Raw genomic sequence first — 17,439 nt, 5'->3', positions numbered from 1 at the left:
AAATCTGTATATTGGATTATGTATAAATTTATATGGTGTTGAAAGCCCCTAATTTTTTCCGCCCAGACTATCCTCTTTCCACTTTCCACTTTCCACTAATTTTTCTGCTTCCTCCCAATCTTCAGGAGTGTCAATATTCACAAATGAACTTCCAGTAGTGTCAATAAACCCGATGTTGTTTCCGTAAAGAGAATTTTGCTCCAGTAGCACTGCGGTTTTGGTAATATATATAGCCCCGTCACGGTGGTAAGCCTTCGGCAGGTCCTGGCGGCGGGAAATAATTTCTGTTTCTCCCGTGGCAATTTTTAGGTTTCCATCTTTTTCTTCAAAGATCCAGTGCGGATTAAATTCCGCAGGAACTTCTCTTACCGAAATCACAGAATCATAATTTCCCTGTATAAATTTTTCAATAGCGGTATCAATAAATCCGGAGGAGCGGAGTGGAGTAGTGGGTTGAAGTAAACAAACAGCATCATATTCCTCCCCCTTTTCTTTCAAAAATTTCACAGCGTGCTGTATCACCTCCAGACTTTTGGTACCATCTCCCGCTAATTCCTGCGGCCTTACAAACGGCACTTCTAAGCCAAATTCTTTTCCTATGGAAATAATTCCGGAATTATCACTGCTCAGGATCACCCGGCTCAGAAACCTTGAAGCCGTAGCCGAATCTGCGGTATAAGCAAGCAAAGGCTTTCCTCCCAGTAATTTTATATTCTTTCCGGGAATACCTTTACTACCGCCCCGGGCGGGAATGATTCCTAGTACTTTCATTTAAATTTTCAGTATCAAATATAATATATGGACTTACTCCAATTCTCTACGCCATTCTTTCCCCGCTTTGCCCCTCCCTAAAGGGTGGCGGGAAAAGTATGTCAATATTAATTTAATTTTTCTGAATCAATTCCCTCCCTTTAGGGCCGGGGTAAGGAATTGATTTACCTTAATTTTCTAAGCGATTTTTTCCCGCTTTGCCCCTCCCTAAAGGGTGGCGGGAAAAGTATGCCAATATTAATTTAATTTTTTCTGAATCATTTCCCTCCCTTTAGGGCCGGGGTAAGGAATTGATTTACCTTAATTCTCTAAGCGATTCTTTTCCTGCTCTGCCCCTCCCTAAAGGGTGGCGGGAAAAGTATGTCAATATTAATTTAATTTTTCTGAAACAATTCCCTCCCTTTAGGGCCGGGGTAAGGAATTGATTTACCTTAATTCTATAAGCGATTCTTTTCCTGCTTTGCCCCTCCCTAAAGGGTGGTGGGAAAAGTATTTTAGTTCTTTATACTACTTAAAAATAATTCCTATAATTACAATGGGAAGGAATTTAATTCTTTTTCTATTTTTTTGAGGACTTGATTGGTTTTGTTAACAACATCATCATTTGTAAATCGAATAATGTTTAAATCTTGAAATTTTAATAACATAGTTCTTTCTTTATCTCTATTGATTTGCTCCTCTGCATTGTGATAAGCACCGTCAATTTCAATTACCAGTTTTTTTTGGTGGCAATAAAAATCGACAATGAAAAGGTGAATAGGATGCTGTCGTCTAAATTTAAAACCCCATTGATTGTCTTTTAATTTACTCCAAAGAATTAATTCAGCTTCAGTCATATTGCTCCTCAACTTTTCTGCCTTTTTAAAATTCTCAGCAGGTGCCCCTTTGAACATACTGTTATCATGATATGGGTCATCTTTTTTCATTTTGGATTAAGAATAAACATTTTTGGATAACTTTCTCTAAGAGCACTACTTTTTAATCGATTATCTGAATCAATTCCCTCCCTTTAGGGCTGGGGTAAGGAATTGATTTACCTTAATTCTCTAAGCGATTCTTTTCCTGCTTTTTCCCTCCCTAAAGGGTGGCGGGAAAAGTATGTCAATATTAATTTAATTTTTCTGAATCAATTCTCTCCCTTTAGGGCCGGGGTAAGGAATTGATTGAGTAGGATAGGTTAATAAGAGATCGTTTTACTATAAGTCAATTCCGATGTAGCCAGAATTTCAGCAATCTTAACTCCTGCATCTCCATTACCATAAATAGTGGATTTTTTAAATTTCTCAGCTTCAATAGCATTTCGTATCGCTTCTTCTATAGCTGATTGTTCGTAACCTACATCTGTAACGTTGTCTGCACGGTTCCTTCTGTGTTGCTTAGTTCCCGATGTTTACCACTTAGTAAACCCAGGTATGCACATTCTCTTAACCCCGCACTGGAATTTCCTATCAATGCTTTGGAGCTTTTTAATAACTTAAGGAAATCCATAGGTTGCATATTCTTAAAAAAGTGAATATTCTGTGGTTGTTCCAATTCCCGGAAAGACCTTATTCCGTTTGAAGTTCCGTCAGAGCTTGCGTCTACATTGGGCCAAAACCAGAAGGTTGGATAATTAATGGCTTTAACAGCTTTCAGGGTTTCAAGGATGTGTTTTTTAGATTCCTTATATTCTGTCGTGACAGGGTGTTGCATCACTACAATATATCCTTTCTCCCAATCAAGGGCAGCACCAACACCACCATATTTCTCCAGCGGATTAAAATCCAGGTAAGGATATTCGTCGATTTGTTTTGCAAGGTCAATGGAAGGGCAACCGGTATTAATCACCTGTTTGGGATTTTCTCCCAATTTGATCACCCGTTCCCTTGCATCTTCACTGCATACGAAATGAAGGTCGGCAAGTTTGGTATTTGCATGTCGGACTTTCTCATCTATACTCCCCGTAACTTCCCCGCCCTGGATATGTACCAGCGGAATATTTTGATAAGCAGCAGCGATGGAAGTGGCTATTGTTTCATACCTGTCGGCAATGGTAATTACTGCATCGGGTTTCAGGTTGTAAAATACATTGGTAAGTTCCATGACTCCAAGTCCTGTAGTTTTGGCCATAGTAGTGGGATTCTCACCCTCTAGTACCATGAATACTTTTGCCGAAATTGGGAAGCCATCTTTTTCAATGAAGTCCACCGCGTTTCCATATCTGTCAAGTAAAGCAGAGCTAAGCAATTACTAATTGCAATTCCAGGTCCGGGTGTTCTTGTATGGCTGTTAAAGCAGATTTTATTCGGCTGTAGGAAGGGCGGGCGGTAACGACTACGCAAATTTTACGCTTCGGCATTTATTGGTTTTAAGGTCGGACTAAAATAGGAAAAAATGTTAACCTGCTATTGTCAATCTCCTCTATTCCTTGCCGTCAGATCGAGTATTTTTATGGGAGCGGGAACGACCAAAAAAATGTATCGAGATCCATTAGAAGTTGAAAATATAATCACTTCTCATTATACTTTTTAATTCTCTGTTGTTGTGGAAAATACTAGAAGTGAAAGCATTACGGTGAATTAACTACTTTATATAAATCCCCTCCTTTAAAGTTTTACATTCTCAGCTTCTCTTTCGTCAGATCGAGTGTTTTATATGGGAGCGGTAGCTTCCAGAAAAAATGTATCGAGATCCTTTGGAAGCTGGAACTCCACAGCACTTCTCGATACATTTTTCCTTCTCTATCGTTCAGGAAAAACACTCGAAGTGACGGTAATACTGGTAATACACTATTTTTTAATTTAAATCCCCCTCCTTCAAAAAATCCCACTGATTAAGATCTTTATTCAGCTTTTTTCCAATTACTTCCTGAAATTCCGAAGCTGCAATTCCATATCCTTTGGGCTTTTTCGCTTCCAGATCTTTGAAAGTGAAAATATGTCCTGCAGGCAAGGATTTATTAACCGCCAGAGATTTTTCAAATATGTTTTTTAAATCTGAAAAATGGGAAGTATTATTTTTGTCAACAGGATGTTTCTGTGCGTTTTGAATATTTTTTACCGCTGCAACCAATAGTTTTATCTCTGCCATTTCTAAAGAAGAACTTGCATCAGGTCCAAACATTTTCCTGCTGAACACCGCGTGAAATTCAAGGATCTCTGCTCCCAGGGCAGTGGCAGCAATACAGGTTTCGATTCTGGCGGAATGATCAGAATAACCTCACCAAGCACTCCATAGCGCTCTTTTAATTCCTGAATCACGTTCAGCCCGTAATTTTCCGACTGGGTGGGATAGGCGGTAGTACATTGTAAAACAGAATATTTTATGTTTTTTTTCTGAAGAAATTCTACCGTGCGATCCAGCTCTTCAAAAGAACTCATTCCGGAAGAGAGGATAATGGGTTTACCAGATATTGGCAATTTTTTCCAGCATCAGGAAATTATTTACTTCCCCCGATCCGATCTTGTATCGTTTGACTTCCAATTTTTCCAGTAGATCCACCGCCGCATTACTGAATGGAGATGCCATAAATTCCACTCCGGCTTCATCACAATGAGTTCTTAGTTCCTGCCATTGTTCTACAGAAAACTCCATTCGTTTCCAGTAGTCAAAACGTGATTTATCCTGTGTAGAGAATTTTACTCTAAAAGGTTCGTGAATACTGCTTTCCGCTTCGGCAATATGAACCTGGAATTTGACGGCATCAACACCTGTTTTAGATAAGGCATCGATGTAAGAATGGGCAATTCCCAAAAACCCATCGTGGGCCTGGGCTATTTCGGCAATAATGAACATATGTCGTCTTCTGTTTTCGTTCGCAGTTCTCGTTTTCCGCTTTCTTTTGAAAAATTTCTCTAAAACCGAAAATTGAAAAAGTATGCTAAGCTAAAGTACGAACTCGTGCTGACTTTCTCTACTCCTCTTTTCACTTTCCACCCTTTTTTGACCACACCAAATAATTACCAGAAAATTTAACCATACAACTGAAAGCCTATAACTGAAAACTTAATTCAATAATCGGCTTCTGCTTATCCCGGCTTTCCTTCTCTTTCAAATATTCCCTGATCATTCCATCCTCAAATTTTGAATAGATCTTCCTAAGCAAGTCAGGAGTGACATCTTTGTTCCTGCAAATCCTGCCTACGCTTGTTTGTTTCTGCGCAACGATCTTCTTCTCCGATAAAGCTTTTATGACCTTCGGTAGTATTTTTCCGGTTTGTAAAATTGTTTTATTTCCAATATTGTGTAAATCATCTCCAAGTTCAATTTCCGGCTTTAGCTGATGCAGCACAGGCCCGTCATCTACATTTGATGTTGCTAAATGAATAGTAGCACCAACACATTCAGGTTCGTTGTAGTTATAGGGAAAAATATTTGTAGCGGAACCTTTATAGTAAGGAGATAGTCCAAGATGCAAATTGATAATGCGCCCGGAATATTTTTTCAGTATTGGGTCCTTAATAATGGAGGTGCCGAAAAGAACCAGATAATCAGGCTCCAGGCTATCTACAACAGATTTAACTATTTGGCTGTTAATGCTCTCGTGAGGCATTTTTAGCTGCGGAACCTCCTTTGGGAAATCCTGGAAATCTTTAAAAAAATAGGATTCGCTCCTGTTCCTGGCTTTGAAATGTGTAGAAACAAAGCTGGCGTCTTCCTTTTTTAACTTAGTGGTATCCTGAATGGCAGCAGACTTTTTTTCAGTAATGACCAATGCCAGCTGAAGTTCTTCAGCAAGCTGAGCAGCTATATATTTATGCCTAAGGCTTTCGCTTGTGAGAAGGACTATTTTCATTCTTGTACCAGTTTCTTAATAAATTATTCTGAAATAAATTTTCCGCCGCGAAAAGTTCATTTTTTCCTAGAGGCATATCGTTACAGTCGAATCGGGAAAGTAACAAAGAATCTTCTTTTAGAGATAGATTTTTTGCCCGCTCCATCGTAAAACCTAATTTAAAGTCATGGCTTTCTATTAATTCTGAAATTCCGGTACAGGCTTCAAAAGAACCATAGGGATAACTGATGGAAGCAGCCGGGCGGCCAAACTTTTCCTGAAAAAACTGTTGTGTGTGAGATAACTCCTGCTCAAGTTCCTTCTGCGATAAATTTCCTAAAGGAAGGTGGTTATGGGAATGAGACCCAAGGTAACCTTCGCGGGACAACTCCTGTAACATGTTATCATCAAAATATAATTCTGAAGCCACTTTCCCTTCATCAAAAAGGTAATTAAACAAAGGATCAATTAACTCCTGCTGCTTCTTTACGCTCAGCTTAAAATTCAGCAGGTATTTAAGATGAGCTGTTTGATCCTTATCATAATTGTAATGGGCAATAGCTAATGCCTTTTCTTCCGTATTTAAATTTAAGGAAGAATTCTTTTTTAGTTCATCCAGTATGTCTTCTGAAGATAAATGGGAGCGAACCAGGTGGATCTTATGTACAAGAGAGACGTTCCTTTCCAGGAAATTGGAAGTGTTTATAAAGAAGATAAATGGAATTCCCATCTCATCAAGAATTGGTTTAGCTAGTTCAGACTGCTCCTTAAGACCATCATCAAATGTAATGAGGATGTAATTCTTATCAAACTCCCGGTTCTTGAATTGCAGTAATTCCTCCTGAGAAATAAAAGTTCCCGCCTTTCCCAATTCCTCCAACTGCGCCTTGAATTGTTTGGGAGTTACTCCAAAAATGCTGGGGAATTCTGCACTGAAATTCTCTCTTATGTAATGGTAATTCGAAACTATTAGCATCTTCTCTTGGCCTTCGCCCGTTTGTTTTTTATTGTTGAGCGTTCATTGTTCACCGTAAGGTTTCCCATTCTTTCCAACCTTCAAACTTTCCACTTGATATAATATACTGCAATGTACATTATACAATATACAAACCTTAAGCACAAATTAACCGTCTACCGCCTGCCCTCCGACCTCCGTCCACTGACCACTCCTTCGTAAAAATCAATATTCTTCTTCACAACCACCTCTGTTGAAAATTTCCTCACCACCTGCTGTCTTGCCGCTTTTCCCATTTGTAAAGCAAGGGCGGGATCATTTAATAGCTGAAGAATTTTTTCTGAATAGAGGCGATGATCTTTTGGAGCTACAGTAAACCCCGTCTTCCCGTCTATCATTACTTCCTTCGCCCATCCTATATCTGAAGTTACCAAGGCTTTCTCCATTGCCATAGCCTCAATCCAGGTCATTGGCAGAGCTTCGGCGAAGCTGGGAAGTACTACTACATTAGCCACAGCTATTTGGTCAAGTACTTTTTCATAGGGTAAAACTCCCGTCCATACCACATTACTTCTTGCTGCCGGGGAAAGCTTATTTTCTATCAGTTTTTGAGTAGGTTTACTAGGTAAGTTTGTCATTTACATCTCTCCCGGCGAAAATTAGCCGGGCCTCAGGTTTTATTTCTACTATTAGATTAAAAATTTCCGCAAGTTCCAGTACCCCCTTTTTTCTAATTATACTACCGAAGTATAAGATGGTGTGAGGTGAAATGGCAGTAATACGGGGACTAAAAAAGGCTGCGTCTACTGAATTGGGAATGACTTTTATTTCCTTTTTTAAATGGAAAATAGAAGCAGTTTTGTCTGCTGTGAATTGACTCACTGAGAGAAGATAATCTGCTCCTTTTAGTGCAATTTTTTCGAACCAGAAATTTTTTTTCTTTTGTGGCCGCTTTTCCAGCTTGCAGAAATAGGCGTCGCTACCATTCATTCTTATCACCAACGGACACTGGAGCTTCATAAAAGCAGTAATTCCCGTCCAATCGGGTGCTTCTACGAAGTCTATTTCATTTTCTGTGATAGCTTTATTTAGATAATTTTGAAGAAATTTGCGATGAAAATACCAGCCGAGGGCTTTATACTTCCGTTGTCTTATGAAATGAAAATGGACTCCTTTCTCTGTAAAGATTTTATCCTGTTGTTGCCCATAAACAAAGACAGTAACAATTACCCCCTTATCCACCAGAGTTTCTACAATGTGTTTAATACTGGTTCCCAACCCGCCTGAGAAAGTAGATAGAAGATGGGGGTATTCCGGAGTGAGAAAACCTAAGTGCATTTGTTTCCTATTTCTTCTATTTCCTTCCAAATTCTTTCGGATGCGTTTTGTGCGGGAAAAAGATTAATTTTTTCAAACCAGTTTTTTGCTCCATTTACTGTTTCCCGTGAATCTTCTAAAGCCAATTCCAATTTAAAGGCAATTTTTTCTTTGGATCTTAGCCAGATCACCTCATCTCCAGAGGGCATTGATCTAAAATGCACAAAATTATATACCTTCTGTGGGTTCCAGTTTTCATCTTCTTTATTTGAGACATTGTAATTTAAATAGAGGCAGGGCTTGTCAAAAACAGCATAATCAAAAACCATTGAAGATGCCAGGTTTACAACAGCTTCCGTATAAAGGATCGTATTAATTTGTAATTTTAAATCCTCCTTAGTAGGTAATGTCGCATTCCAGCTACTCCCTAATTGTTTCCATTCAGGTGCTAATGAGACTATTAGATTTCTATGTTTTTCCAGTACTTTGTCATAACGGTCAGAAAAATCGACGGGACACCTGCGAAAGATTATTCCAAGATTATACTTTCCTGTTCTATTTAATTCCTCGACTGCCTCGGCGACATCATTTAAATAATGTTGATCATCAGGACAGGTGGTGATGTCATCTCCGCTAAAACATATATATTTTTTGCTAATATCCAGGTTATAATCCTTAAAAAAATCTTCTTTGCTCATTCTCAAAAGAGGATCAAAATGCGGTTCAAATTGCGGACTGCTTAAGTGACATGAATTTTCTCGGAACCAATAAAAGGATAATAGTTCAATAACTCCTGTTTCATATGATCGCTCCAAACGAAATAATGATCTGGCTGCACAACAATGGTTGCTTTGGGAAGATTGTCCCAGGAAAATATAAAACTACCTGAAGGAATCTTAAGATCCTGAGCTGCTGTTAATGGAGCAATGGCAGTTACTGGACGCTGATTGGTACAAAAAATAAAATCAGGTTGTTCTCTCTCCAAAACTTGTTTACAATGCAGATAGAATGCTCCTTTTCGTTCAGAAGCTTGCATTTTATTCCTTAAGAGTTGCAGCCCTTTTTCTCCCGAATTGTATTTCGAGTATACCGAAACCAGAATATTCTTTACCCTCGTCTTCAAACCTTTTTTGGAGTTATTGAATTTATAAGTCTGAAAAACCTGGTCATCAAACTTCCTGGTAAAATAATTTAGTTCGACTTCTATTTTAGCTCGCTTTAGCAGATCTGTCTTTGCACGGGGCTTTCCTTCTAATTTGATTTCTTTATATCCTAATTCCTGAAGATCAAAGGGTGTATGATTCCAAAAAATAACTTCCCAGTCCATTTGCTTTCCAAGTTCTACAAAGGAAGTAAAGGCGAAATTTCTTAAGCCGATACCATCAGGGAGGAGGATAAAAATTTTTTTGTTCTTCATGAAGATCCAAATATATAAAAACCGCCATTGCTCTTTACAACTTTGTTTTTGTGGTTCTTTGTCAAAAACTTGCAACAAAAAAAGAAAGAAGTTACTATTGCAATAGAGATGATCGTCATCTCCAACAGAATTGGCAGACGCAATAAAATGTTTTTGATGCCCTTGAGCAATAAAATTAAATTATTAAAAGACGAGCCTCTTCCTCTTTTTTACTGGAGCGAAAGAAAGTTTATTTTTAAAGATAAAGAGAATTACGGGGATCTACTTTCGGAATATCTGGTGGAGAAAATTTCAGGTACGCCTGTACGATGGGTTCATCCCAAGAAGCAGCCCTGGTATAAGTGGAACAAAATGAATTATTTAGCAATAGGCAGCATCATTCACCATGCAACTAAAGATAGCGTAATTTGGGGTAGTGGTATAATAGATCAAAAACAGAAAACTGCCGATGCCGATTTTAGAGCTGTACGTGGGCCAAGAACAAGGAATTATTTATTGAATTTGGGATATAAGTGTCCTCCTGTATATGGAGATCCTGCTTTGCTTCTACCATTGTATTTTAAACCTGAAGAAGAAAAGAAATATAAGCTGGGTATAATTCCACATTACCATGATTATAAAAATGTAGCAAAGACATACCAAGACCAGACTGAAATTTTAGTTATTGATCTCATGACTTTAAATGTGGAGGAAGTTACCCACGAGATCCTGCAATGCGAGAAAACTATTTCCTCTTCCCTCCATGGATTAATTGTTTCTCATGCCTATAGAACCCCTTGCGTATGGGTGGAATTTTCTGATAAACTTTTTGGTGATGGAATAAAATTCACCGATTATATGGAATCAGTAGAATTACAGGTTTATCAACCGCAGTTCCTACGAGAAAGATTAAGCCTTGAAGAACTTGAAGAGTTACTGAATAAATTTCCCGCTCAGCCGGAATGGGAAGTATTGGAGCGACTGCAGAAAGATTTATTAATTGCTTGCCCCTTTAGAAGTGAATGAATTCTATTTTTGGGGAATAAAAATTATTTCATCCCGGAAAAAACACAATTGGGACTGAAAAGGCGAAGCTATAATTTTCTTTAGTTGAATTACATTCAGAAATGCGGATTTTTTTAAAGTTTTTTAGTGATATATAAAAATTATGACATCAGACGAGCAAAATCAGCAAAAGAATATAGATCACTATGAAAAGCTTTATGCCAATTATAACATAAAGAATATTCTGTACTGGATTAATCATTTGGATGCTTTTTGGAAAATGCTACGACTACAGAAACCAGCTGGTTTGGTCTTTACAAGCATGATTTTCGAAATAGGATCAAAGGGAAAAAAATATTAGAAATGGGTTGCGGGGATTGTACCAATGCTGCTGTTATGGCTGCTCTTGGAGCCAACGTTTATGCTAATGACATAGCTGCTTCCAGTGGTGATATTGTAAAACGGGTGAACGAAAACTTTGAATTTAATTACCCAATCAAATTTGTGGAGGGGGATTTCCTGAAGAATGAGTTGCCTGCAGGGTCTTTTGACTTTGTGGTAGGAAAAGCTTTTTTACATCACCTTACACTCCCTGTGGAAGAGCTTTTCGTTAAGGAAACGGCTCGGCTTCTTAAAGACGACGGAGAAGCCCGTTTTTTCGAACCTGCTGTGAATTCAAAATTGCTTGATGATTTAAGGTGGTACATTCCTGTAAAAGGTCGCCCCTCCAAATTTAATAAACGAGATTTTGCGAAATGGAAGGAGGAAGATCCACATCCTGATCGAAGTTTTAGTTCCCGGCACTGGGAAAAATTGGGGCACAAATTTTTTAGTGAGGTGAGCACTCATCCTGTGGGAACTTTAGAACGATTTAGCCGCTTAATGAAGTGGGGAAAGAAAAGGGAAGAATTCAGGCGAAAGGCTTTGAGAGCTGAAGTTTGGTTACCAGCGGTTCTAAACCGTTCATTTTCCCGAAGCCAATTAATCGTTTATAGCAAACCACTGTAGAATTCTGGCAATGTCATATAAGAAAATTAAAAAAATTTATCGTATTTTATTTCCAGCTAAATATTCTGAGAAGGATGTGCTTGAAAACCTACTGCGGACATCGAAAGAAGTTCTGGAATTTGAAGAGATGGGAAGCCACTACAAAGTAATCCTTTCAGGTGACATAGAGTTGAAAGTCCGCAATTCTCTCCATAGTGATATAAAGGTCTTTCACCAGATCTTTAATAAGAGAGATTACGACCTTGTTCTAAAGATGTTATTACTAAATTCGACCGGGTCGGAAAATGTCATTATTGATGCGGGGGCGAACGTCGGCTACACCACTCTCTTTCTTTATAACAAATTGAAAAATTCAAAATTTTTTTTAATTGAGCCGGAAGATGAAAATTTTCAAATGATAGTAAAAAATACAAGCAATATACCCTCGGACAAATTAAAGTTATATAATTGTGCTTTGGGTGCTGAAGGTGGTGGAACTTTTATCTTAAAGAGGGATTTTAGGGACGGCAAAGACTGGTCATTCTCGACTGAACCTGATTCTTCAGGTGACATTATGGGTAAATCTTTAAATGAAATAATTCGCGAGAATAAGCTTAAATATATTTCCTTGTTAAAAATAGACATAGAAGGAGCTGAAAGATTTATTTTTAGTGAAAAAAGTGATTTATCGTTTTTGGATATTACTCAAGTGCTGGCAATAGAAATACATGATGAGTTTCAAATCAGACAGGTTATTTATCAAAAATTAAAAGACCATGATTTTTACCTTCTTGAAAATGGGGATTTAACTATTGGGATCAACAGAAAACTCTAGCAATAATAATAGAAACAAATTTTTAAGCATTTCCAATAACCTTTTCATTTTTAGATTTGATAAACAAAAAGCAGATCAAAAAAGCATTTAAGGACTATCTTAATAAGCTTCCTTACGTGAGAACATTGTATAAACTTAGTATACAATCAAAGTTTCCTGCGGGACATTTTTATTCACCAATTGTAGATTGGAATGAGGTAAAGGAAAATGAAAATTTATGGACCAATAAAGATCCAACAGAATTAAAAGGTATAGATTTTAATAATCAGGAGCAAATTGAACTGGTTAGGGAATTTCAAAAATGTTATTTTGACATACCATGGTCTGATGAAGCAAGTGAAGGGCTAAGCTATTACTTTAAAAATATCTACTATTCATACACCGATGGAATATTCTTATATTCCATGATCAGGCATTTTAAGCCGAAACGAATAATTGAAATTGGCTCTGGGTTTTCATCAGCCTTAATGGCTGATACAAATAAACTATTTTTTGATAGTTCCATTAACCTGACTTTTATTGAACCTTTCCCCACAAGATTAAAATCTCTATTAAAAAAGAAAGATTTGAACAATATCCTCATCCTGGAACAAAAAGTTCAAAATGTACCACATGAGATATTTGAAGATCTCCAGGCGGGAGATTTTTTATTCATTGACAGTTCACATGTATCTAAAACCGGAAGTGATGTAAACCATATATTATTTAATATCTTGCCACGTATAAGAAAAGGTGTATTTATCCACTTTCACGATATTTTTTACCCGTTTGAATATCCTAGGCCATGGGTTAATGAAGGGAGAAATTGGAATGAAATTTATTTGCTAAGAGCATTTTTAATGAATAATTCAGATTTTAAAATCAAGCTTTTTTCTTCTTATCTACATGCTTTACACAAAACAACATTTAAAAATTTGCCACTATGTTATCAGAATACTGGTGGCAACTTATGGTTGGAAAAGTTAGAATAAAAAAATAGAAATGGAGTGGTATTTTGTGCCATTATAACCACACAGGTTGAACCAATTACCAGCAGATAAGTATTATAAACTTGTTAAGATTAATTAGAAACTCAAATCTAGAAGAACTGTAATAGAAAATGCCTTTAGAGTCCCGGATATATCAGAAAGAGAATAATATTTCTTTTATTAAGCTTCTAACCCAAAGCCTTACAGATATTTGGGATTCCAGATTTCTTTCCAGACAGTTGGCGGAGCGTGATATTAAAGCACAATACAGGCAGTCTTACCTGGGGATTATTTGGGCTTTTATTACACCTTTGGCTACCGCGGCAGTTTGGATATTTTTGAATTTGTCGGGAACCGTACAGGTAACCGATACAGGAATCCCTTATCCTGTCTACGCATTTTCGGGAACACTTTTATGGTCTATTGTTACTGAAGCAATTAATTCCCCTACAACCAGCACTAACAGTGCTCGTGGACTGTTGAGTAAAATAAATTTCCCCAAGGAGGCACTAATAATTTCGGGGATATACAAATTACTGTTTAATGCCTCAGTCAAAATCCTTTTGCTTATCGTTTTTGTATTTCTCTTTGGGCTGGGTTTTCACTGGAGCCTTTTTTTGTTGCCTTTGGTGATCTTTAGTGCGGTGCTTTTTGGAATAACAATTGGTTTATTTCTTACGCCAATAAGTATGCTTTATAATGATGTGGGAAAGGTGGTGGGAATGGGGTTTAGTCTTTTGATGTATATTACGCCTGTTGTATATGCCATTCCTGAAAGTGGATTAATGAGGACGATAATGATGGCCAATCCTTTTACTCCTGTTATATTAACAGGGCGGGATTTGCTGGTGGGAGCAAATCCCGAATTCCTCACCTATTATTTAATTGTCATGGCTTTTTGTATACCATTATTTTTTATAGCACTTATGGCTTATCGGATATCTATTCCTATTATTGTTGAACGAAGTGCATAGTATGGAAGAAAAGGAGGTACTGGTAAAAGTTGAGGGCCTTTCAAAAAAATTCTGTAAGGACCTGAAAATCAGCCTGTGGTATGGAGTAAAAGATCTATACAGTAATTTAAGTGGCAACAAAGAGGAAAGGCAACTGCGGGATAAGGAATTCTGGGCGGTAAAGGATATTTCTTTTGAACTTCGCCGCGGAGAGTGTCTTGGGCTAATCGGGCATAATGGTGCAGGAAAATCAACCCTACTAAAAATTTTGAATGGGTTAATAAAACCAGATGCAGGAAAAGTTACTATAAAAGGGAAAGTTGGTGCACTTATTGAATTGGGAGCTGGTTTTAATCCTATTCTCACTGGAAGAGAAAATATTTATAACAACGGCGCAATTTTAGGATTTTCCAGAAAGGAAATTAATGAAAAACTTGAGACAATAATAGACTTTGCCGAGATTCGGGAATTTATTGATATGCCCGTACAAAATTACAGCAGCGGAATGAAGGTGCGCCTGGGGTTTGCAGTGGCAGCACAAATGGAACCTGATGTATTAATCATTGATGAAGTATTGGCGGTTGGTGATTTAGGTTTTGTTTTAAAATGTTTTAAAACAATTGATAGGATACTACCCCATACAGCAATAGTATTTGTTTCGCATAATATGCCGATGGTTTCTCGTATATGCGGCCTAATAATATTAATGGAAAAGGGAGAGTCTAAATTTCAAGGAGAAGATGTTTCAAAAGGGATCGATTCCTATTACAGTAAATTTCTTAATAATGAGGAATCAGATGTTGTATTTACAGATAATTCTCTCCGATTAAAAAGTGCTGTCATTGAACATGCTGCCAGTTCTGATGGAATTTTTCATCTTCCTTGGGGCAGTAGTATCGTTCTGACTATTACAATTTCAAACATTTCCCTAAAAAAAATGCCTTTTATCACTTTAGCAGTATATGATAAGGAGCAAAGAGCAGTGGCTGAAATTATACCCGAAGGGCAAAATTCTAATCCTCTATTGACAAATTCTGATGTTGTTTTTTCCTTTGAGGTGAAAAATCTTTATTTGTCTAAAGGGATATATAATATAACCTTCACTGCTTCGGAAGGATTAGGATTTAATATGTACTATAAAATCCACAAATCAATAACCTTAATGATTGAACACCCTAAACAAATCTGGACTCCCTTCTTATTAGAATCTAATTTGCTTGAAATAAAATGCACTAAGGGATCAGAAATAATTACTGACTAACTAAACACCTCCAAAAATTTTGAGCAAATGAGTATAACTAGAAAAGCTCTGCATAGGGAAATCCGAAGGTCCCTTAGAAATAATTATGGTGCAGAAAACTTTGATGAATATAGATTTGGGAAATATCCCTTTTCAAAAACAGAGAGAAAACAAAATTTTTTCATTAGTAAAAATGGTTTGAAAAGAACAATTAAAAACCTTTTTGGCCTTAACAATAAAAAGTATAAAGTGAAACTGGATAGGCTGATTAAGGGGTATTTACCTCAAATTGATCAAAATTTAAAGAACCTTTCCACAAGAGATCAAATTTTATATAAAAGCCTGGTAATTTATAGACTCTTAGGTTTTAAAAAAGTGAAATTACCTCGCAATAATTCTGACTATTGGAGTGCTATAGAAACTGCGAAATCCCTGGTAGATAATAATGACACTATTGATCCTGAGTTTCTACACTTTGTTTTAAAAAAATGTGATTTGAAGCCAATAGGTTACAATGTGCAATTTTATTTTACTGAAAAAGGAATTGCTGTAGATTATATTTTAGAACAATATGCCTATAAAGTTGGAAAGGAGGTCATTGTTGGAGCTCAAGAAGGGGATACTGTTTTAGATCTTGGTGCCTGTTGGGGAGATACAGCTTTGTACTTTGCTGACAAGGTTGGGAAGAAAGGTAAAGTATATTCGTTTGAATTTATTCCTTCAAGTATTCAAATATTCCGTCAAAATTTAGAACATAACCCTCAATTTAGAGGTATTGTAGAATTGATTGAGCATCCCGCAGCTGATAAATCAGATGAAAAATATTTTTATGTTGAAAATGGTCCAGGAAGTAGAGTGTCTTCACAACCGCTACCAGGACATACAGGAAGTTTAACTTCTATTTCTATTGACGACCTGGTAGAACAAAGAAAAATTCCAAAAGTGGATTTTATCAAGATGGATATTGAAGGTGCAGAATTGTTAGCATTAGAAGGAGCTATTGTTACGATTAAAAAGTTTCGCCCGAAGCTCGCAATTGCGATATACCATAGTTTGGAAGATTTTGTAAATATTCCTCAGTGGATATTAAATCTTGATTTAGGATATAAAATATACATTGATCATTACTCAATACATGCAGAAGAAACAGTTTGTTTTGCACTACCCCGAAATGATATAAAATGATCCCCGTAACAAAAACCTTTTTACCACCCCAGGAAGAATACCAGGCAATTTTAAGTCGGGCATGGGATGCGGGTTGGATTACCAACCGAGGAGTGTTGGTTAAGGAACTGGAAGAAAAATTAAAGAGCTATTTAGGTGTTCCAAACATTATTGCGACAACAAACGGCACATTGCCATTGCAAATAGCAATTAAAGCCCTTAAATTAACCGGGGAAATCATTACAACCCCTTTTTCTTATGTCGCCACAACTTCCAGTATCGTTTGGGAAAATTGTACGCTTGTTTTTGTAGATATAGATCCCGAATATTTGTCTATAGATGATACAAAAATTGAAGCCGCAATTACTTCTAAAACTACCGGAATTCTTGCCACCCATGTTTTTGGGAATCCCTGTAATGTGGGAGCAATTGATTTAATAGCAAAAAAGTACGAACTAAAAGTCATTTATGATGCCGCCCATTGCTTTGGAGTTACCTACAAGGGAGAATCAATATTTAATTATGGAAACGTAAGCACCTGTAGTTTCCATGCCACCAAAATTTTTCACACCGGGGAAGGAGGTGCTCTTTTTACCAGGGATGAGGATTTGTTACATAAATTATTTTATCATCATAATTTTGGTCATAGGGGACAGGAAGATTTTTATGGCTTGGGTTTAAATGCCAAAATGAGTGAATTACAGGCGGCCCTGGGTTTATCTGTCCTTCCTTATTATGAATTTTTAAAGGCAGAAAGGAAAAAGATTATTACCTTTTACAATATTCATTTGGAAGAAATGCAGCGATTGAGGTTAAGGGATGAAACATCTTGGAATTACTCTTATTTTCCTGTTGTCTTTCCTTCTGAAATAAAATTGGTAGAGGCGAAAAGCGCTCTAAATGCTGTAGGTATATTTCCCAGGAGATATTTTTACCCAAGCTTAAATAGCTTACCCTATGTGGAATATAAGGAGATCCCTATTGCTGAATCTGTTTCCTCGAGAATCCTTTGCTTGCCTGTTTATACAGGTTTGGAAACTGTCAATCTTGAGAAAATTTGTAACATATTAAAGGAAATTTAAAATAAAAACTTAG

The 17,439-nt window shown here is 37.0% G+C and carries 19 protein-coding genes and 1 pseudogene; 8 read left to right on the top strand and 12 right to left on the bottom strand.

Annotated features, from left to right (window positions below):
- Positions 1-48: 48 nt before the first annotated feature.
- The 12 genes and pseudogenes from LZ575_RS08650 to LZ575_RS08605 all read right to left on the bottom strand — a co-directional run bounded on the left by LZ575_RS08650 (position 49) and on the right by LZ575_RS08605 (position 9,213).
- Complete coding sequence (locus LZ575_RS08650; RefSeq protein ID WP_235330297.1) at positions 49-771, bottom strand: cytidylyltransferase domain-containing protein; 723 nt, start codon at positions 769-771, stop codon at positions 49-51.
- A gap of 530 nt (positions 772-1,301) precedes the next feature.
- On the bottom strand, positions 1,302-1,697 hold the full coding sequence (locus LZ575_RS08645) for an endonuclease domain-containing protein (protein WP_235330296.1): 396 nt from the start codon (positions 1,695-1,697) through the stop codon (positions 1,302-1,304).
- Positions 1,698-1,948: 251 nt separating this feature from the next.
- Positions 1,949-3,109, bottom strand: a pseudogene (gene neuC / locus LZ575_RS08640) (UDP-N-acetylglucosamine 2-epimerase).
- A 437-nt stretch (positions 3,110-3,546) separates the two neighbouring features.
- Positions 3,547-3,918: an N-acetylneuraminate synthase family protein gene (locus LZ575_RS23480; RefSeq protein WP_311196097.1), complete on the bottom strand. Its 372-nt coding sequence runs from the start codon at positions 3,916-3,918 to the stop codon at positions 3,547-3,549.
- Positions 3,843-4,169: an N-acetylneuraminate synthase family protein gene (locus LZ575_RS23475; protein WP_311196037.1), complete on the bottom strand. Its 327-nt coding sequence runs from the start codon at positions 4,167-4,169 to the stop codon at positions 3,843-3,845. The genes LZ575_RS23480 and LZ575_RS23475 overlap by 76 nt, the downstream gene beginning before the upstream one ends.
- Positions 4,153-4,545 carry an N-acetylneuraminate synthase family protein gene (locus LZ575_RS23470; protein ID WP_311196036.1) on the bottom strand — a complete coding sequence of 131 codons (393 nt, stop codon included), beginning with the start codon at positions 4,543-4,545 and terminating at the stop codon, positions 4,153-4,155. Before LZ575_RS23470 ends, LZ575_RS23475 begins: the two co-directional genes overlap by 17 nt.
- A gap of 196 nt (positions 4,546-4,741) precedes the next feature.
- Positions 4,742-5,545 (bottom strand): formyltransferase family protein, encoded by an 804-nt coding sequence (locus LZ575_RS08630; RefSeq protein ID WP_235330295.1) that lies wholly within the window; start codon positions 5,543-5,545, stop codon positions 4,742-4,744.
- Complete coding sequence (locus tag LZ575_RS08625) at positions 5,511-6,500, bottom strand: polysaccharide deacetylase family protein (RefSeq protein WP_235330294.1); 990 nt, start codon at positions 6,498-6,500, stop codon at positions 5,511-5,513. The genes LZ575_RS08630 and LZ575_RS08625 overlap by 35 nt, the downstream gene beginning before the upstream one ends.
- A gap of 155 nt (positions 6,501-6,655) precedes the next feature.
- Complete coding sequence (locus tag LZ575_RS08620) at positions 6,656-7,117, bottom strand: glycosyltransferase family 4 protein (protein WP_235330293.1); 462 nt, start codon at positions 7,115-7,117, stop codon at positions 6,656-6,658.
- A complete protein-coding gene (locus LZ575_RS08615; RefSeq protein ID WP_235330292.1) occupies positions 7,101-7,817 on the bottom strand; it encodes a glycosyltransferase family 4 protein in 717 nt (238 codons plus the stop codon). The genes LZ575_RS08620 and LZ575_RS08615 overlap by 17 nt, the downstream gene beginning before the upstream one ends.
- Positions 7,808-8,494, bottom strand: coding sequence for a hypothetical protein (locus tag LZ575_RS08610; protein WP_235330291.1), 687 nt, complete (start codon positions 8,492-8,494; stop codon positions 7,808-7,810). The genes LZ575_RS08615 and LZ575_RS08610 overlap by 10 nt, the downstream gene beginning before the upstream one ends.
- Before the next feature lie 41 nt (positions 8,495-8,535).
- Complete coding sequence (locus LZ575_RS08605; RefSeq protein ID WP_235330290.1) at positions 8,536-9,213, bottom strand: hypothetical protein; 678 nt, start codon at positions 9,211-9,213, stop codon at positions 8,536-8,538.
- A gap of 69 nt (positions 9,214-9,282) precedes the next feature.
- Here LZ575_RS08605 and LZ575_RS08600 point away from each other — a divergent pair, with 69 nt between their 5' ends.
- From LZ575_RS08600 to LZ575_RS08565, 8 genes are all read left to right on the top strand, one after another.
- Positions 9,283-10,218 carry a polysaccharide pyruvyl transferase family protein gene (locus LZ575_RS08600; RefSeq protein WP_235330289.1) on the top strand — a complete coding sequence of 312 codons (936 nt, stop codon included), beginning with the start codon at positions 9,283-9,285 and terminating at the stop codon, positions 10,216-10,218.
- Positions 10,219-10,470: 252 nt separating this feature from the next.
- Complete coding sequence (locus tag LZ575_RS08595; RefSeq protein ID WP_235330288.1) at positions 10,471-11,205, top strand: class I SAM-dependent methyltransferase; 735 nt, start codon at positions 10,471-10,473, stop codon at positions 11,203-11,205.
- 10 nt (positions 11,206-11,215) lie between these two features.
- On the top strand, positions 11,216-12,019 hold the full coding sequence (locus LZ575_RS08590) for an FkbM family methyltransferase (protein WP_235330287.1): 804 nt from the start codon (positions 11,216-11,218) through the stop codon (positions 12,017-12,019).
- Between the two features lie 56 nt (positions 12,020-12,075).
- Positions 12,076-12,990 (top strand): class I SAM-dependent methyltransferase, encoded by a 915-nt coding sequence (locus LZ575_RS08585; RefSeq protein WP_235330286.1) that lies wholly within the window; start codon positions 12,076-12,078, stop codon positions 12,988-12,990.
- A 128-nt stretch (positions 12,991-13,118) separates the two neighbouring features.
- Entirely contained in the window at positions 13,119-13,961 is an 843-nt protein-coding gene (locus LZ575_RS08580; RefSeq protein ID WP_235330285.1) for an ABC transporter permease, read from the top strand.
- A gap of 1 nt (position 13,962) precedes the next feature.
- The gene (locus LZ575_RS08575; protein WP_235330284.1) at positions 13,963-15,201 is read left to right on the top strand and encodes an ABC transporter ATP-binding protein; all 1,239 of its coding nucleotides are present in this window, start codon (positions 13,963-13,965) and stop codon (positions 15,199-15,201) included.
- Between the two features lie 27 nt (positions 15,202-15,228).
- Positions 15,229-16,365 carry an FkbM family methyltransferase gene (locus LZ575_RS08570; protein ID WP_235330283.1) on the top strand — a complete coding sequence of 379 codons (1,137 nt, stop codon included), beginning with the start codon at positions 15,229-15,231 and terminating at the stop codon, positions 16,363-16,365.
- Complete coding sequence (locus LZ575_RS08565; protein ID WP_235330282.1) at positions 16,362-17,426, top strand: DegT/DnrJ/EryC1/StrS aminotransferase family protein; 1,065 nt, start codon at positions 16,362-16,364, stop codon at positions 17,424-17,426. The genes LZ575_RS08570 and LZ575_RS08565 overlap by 4 nt, the downstream gene beginning before the upstream one ends.
- The last annotated feature ends 13 nt before the right edge of the window (positions 17,427-17,439 follow it).

Origin of the sequence: Antarcticibacterium sp. 1MA-6-2 (genome assembly GCF_021535135.1) — a bacterium.
Taxonomy (GTDB): domain Bacteria; phylum Bacteroidota; class Bacteroidia; order Flavobacteriales; family Flavobacteriaceae; genus Gillisia.
The sequence above is the reverse complement of the archived record's forward strand: the minus strand, read 5'-3'. Positions and strand labels throughout refer to the sequence as shown.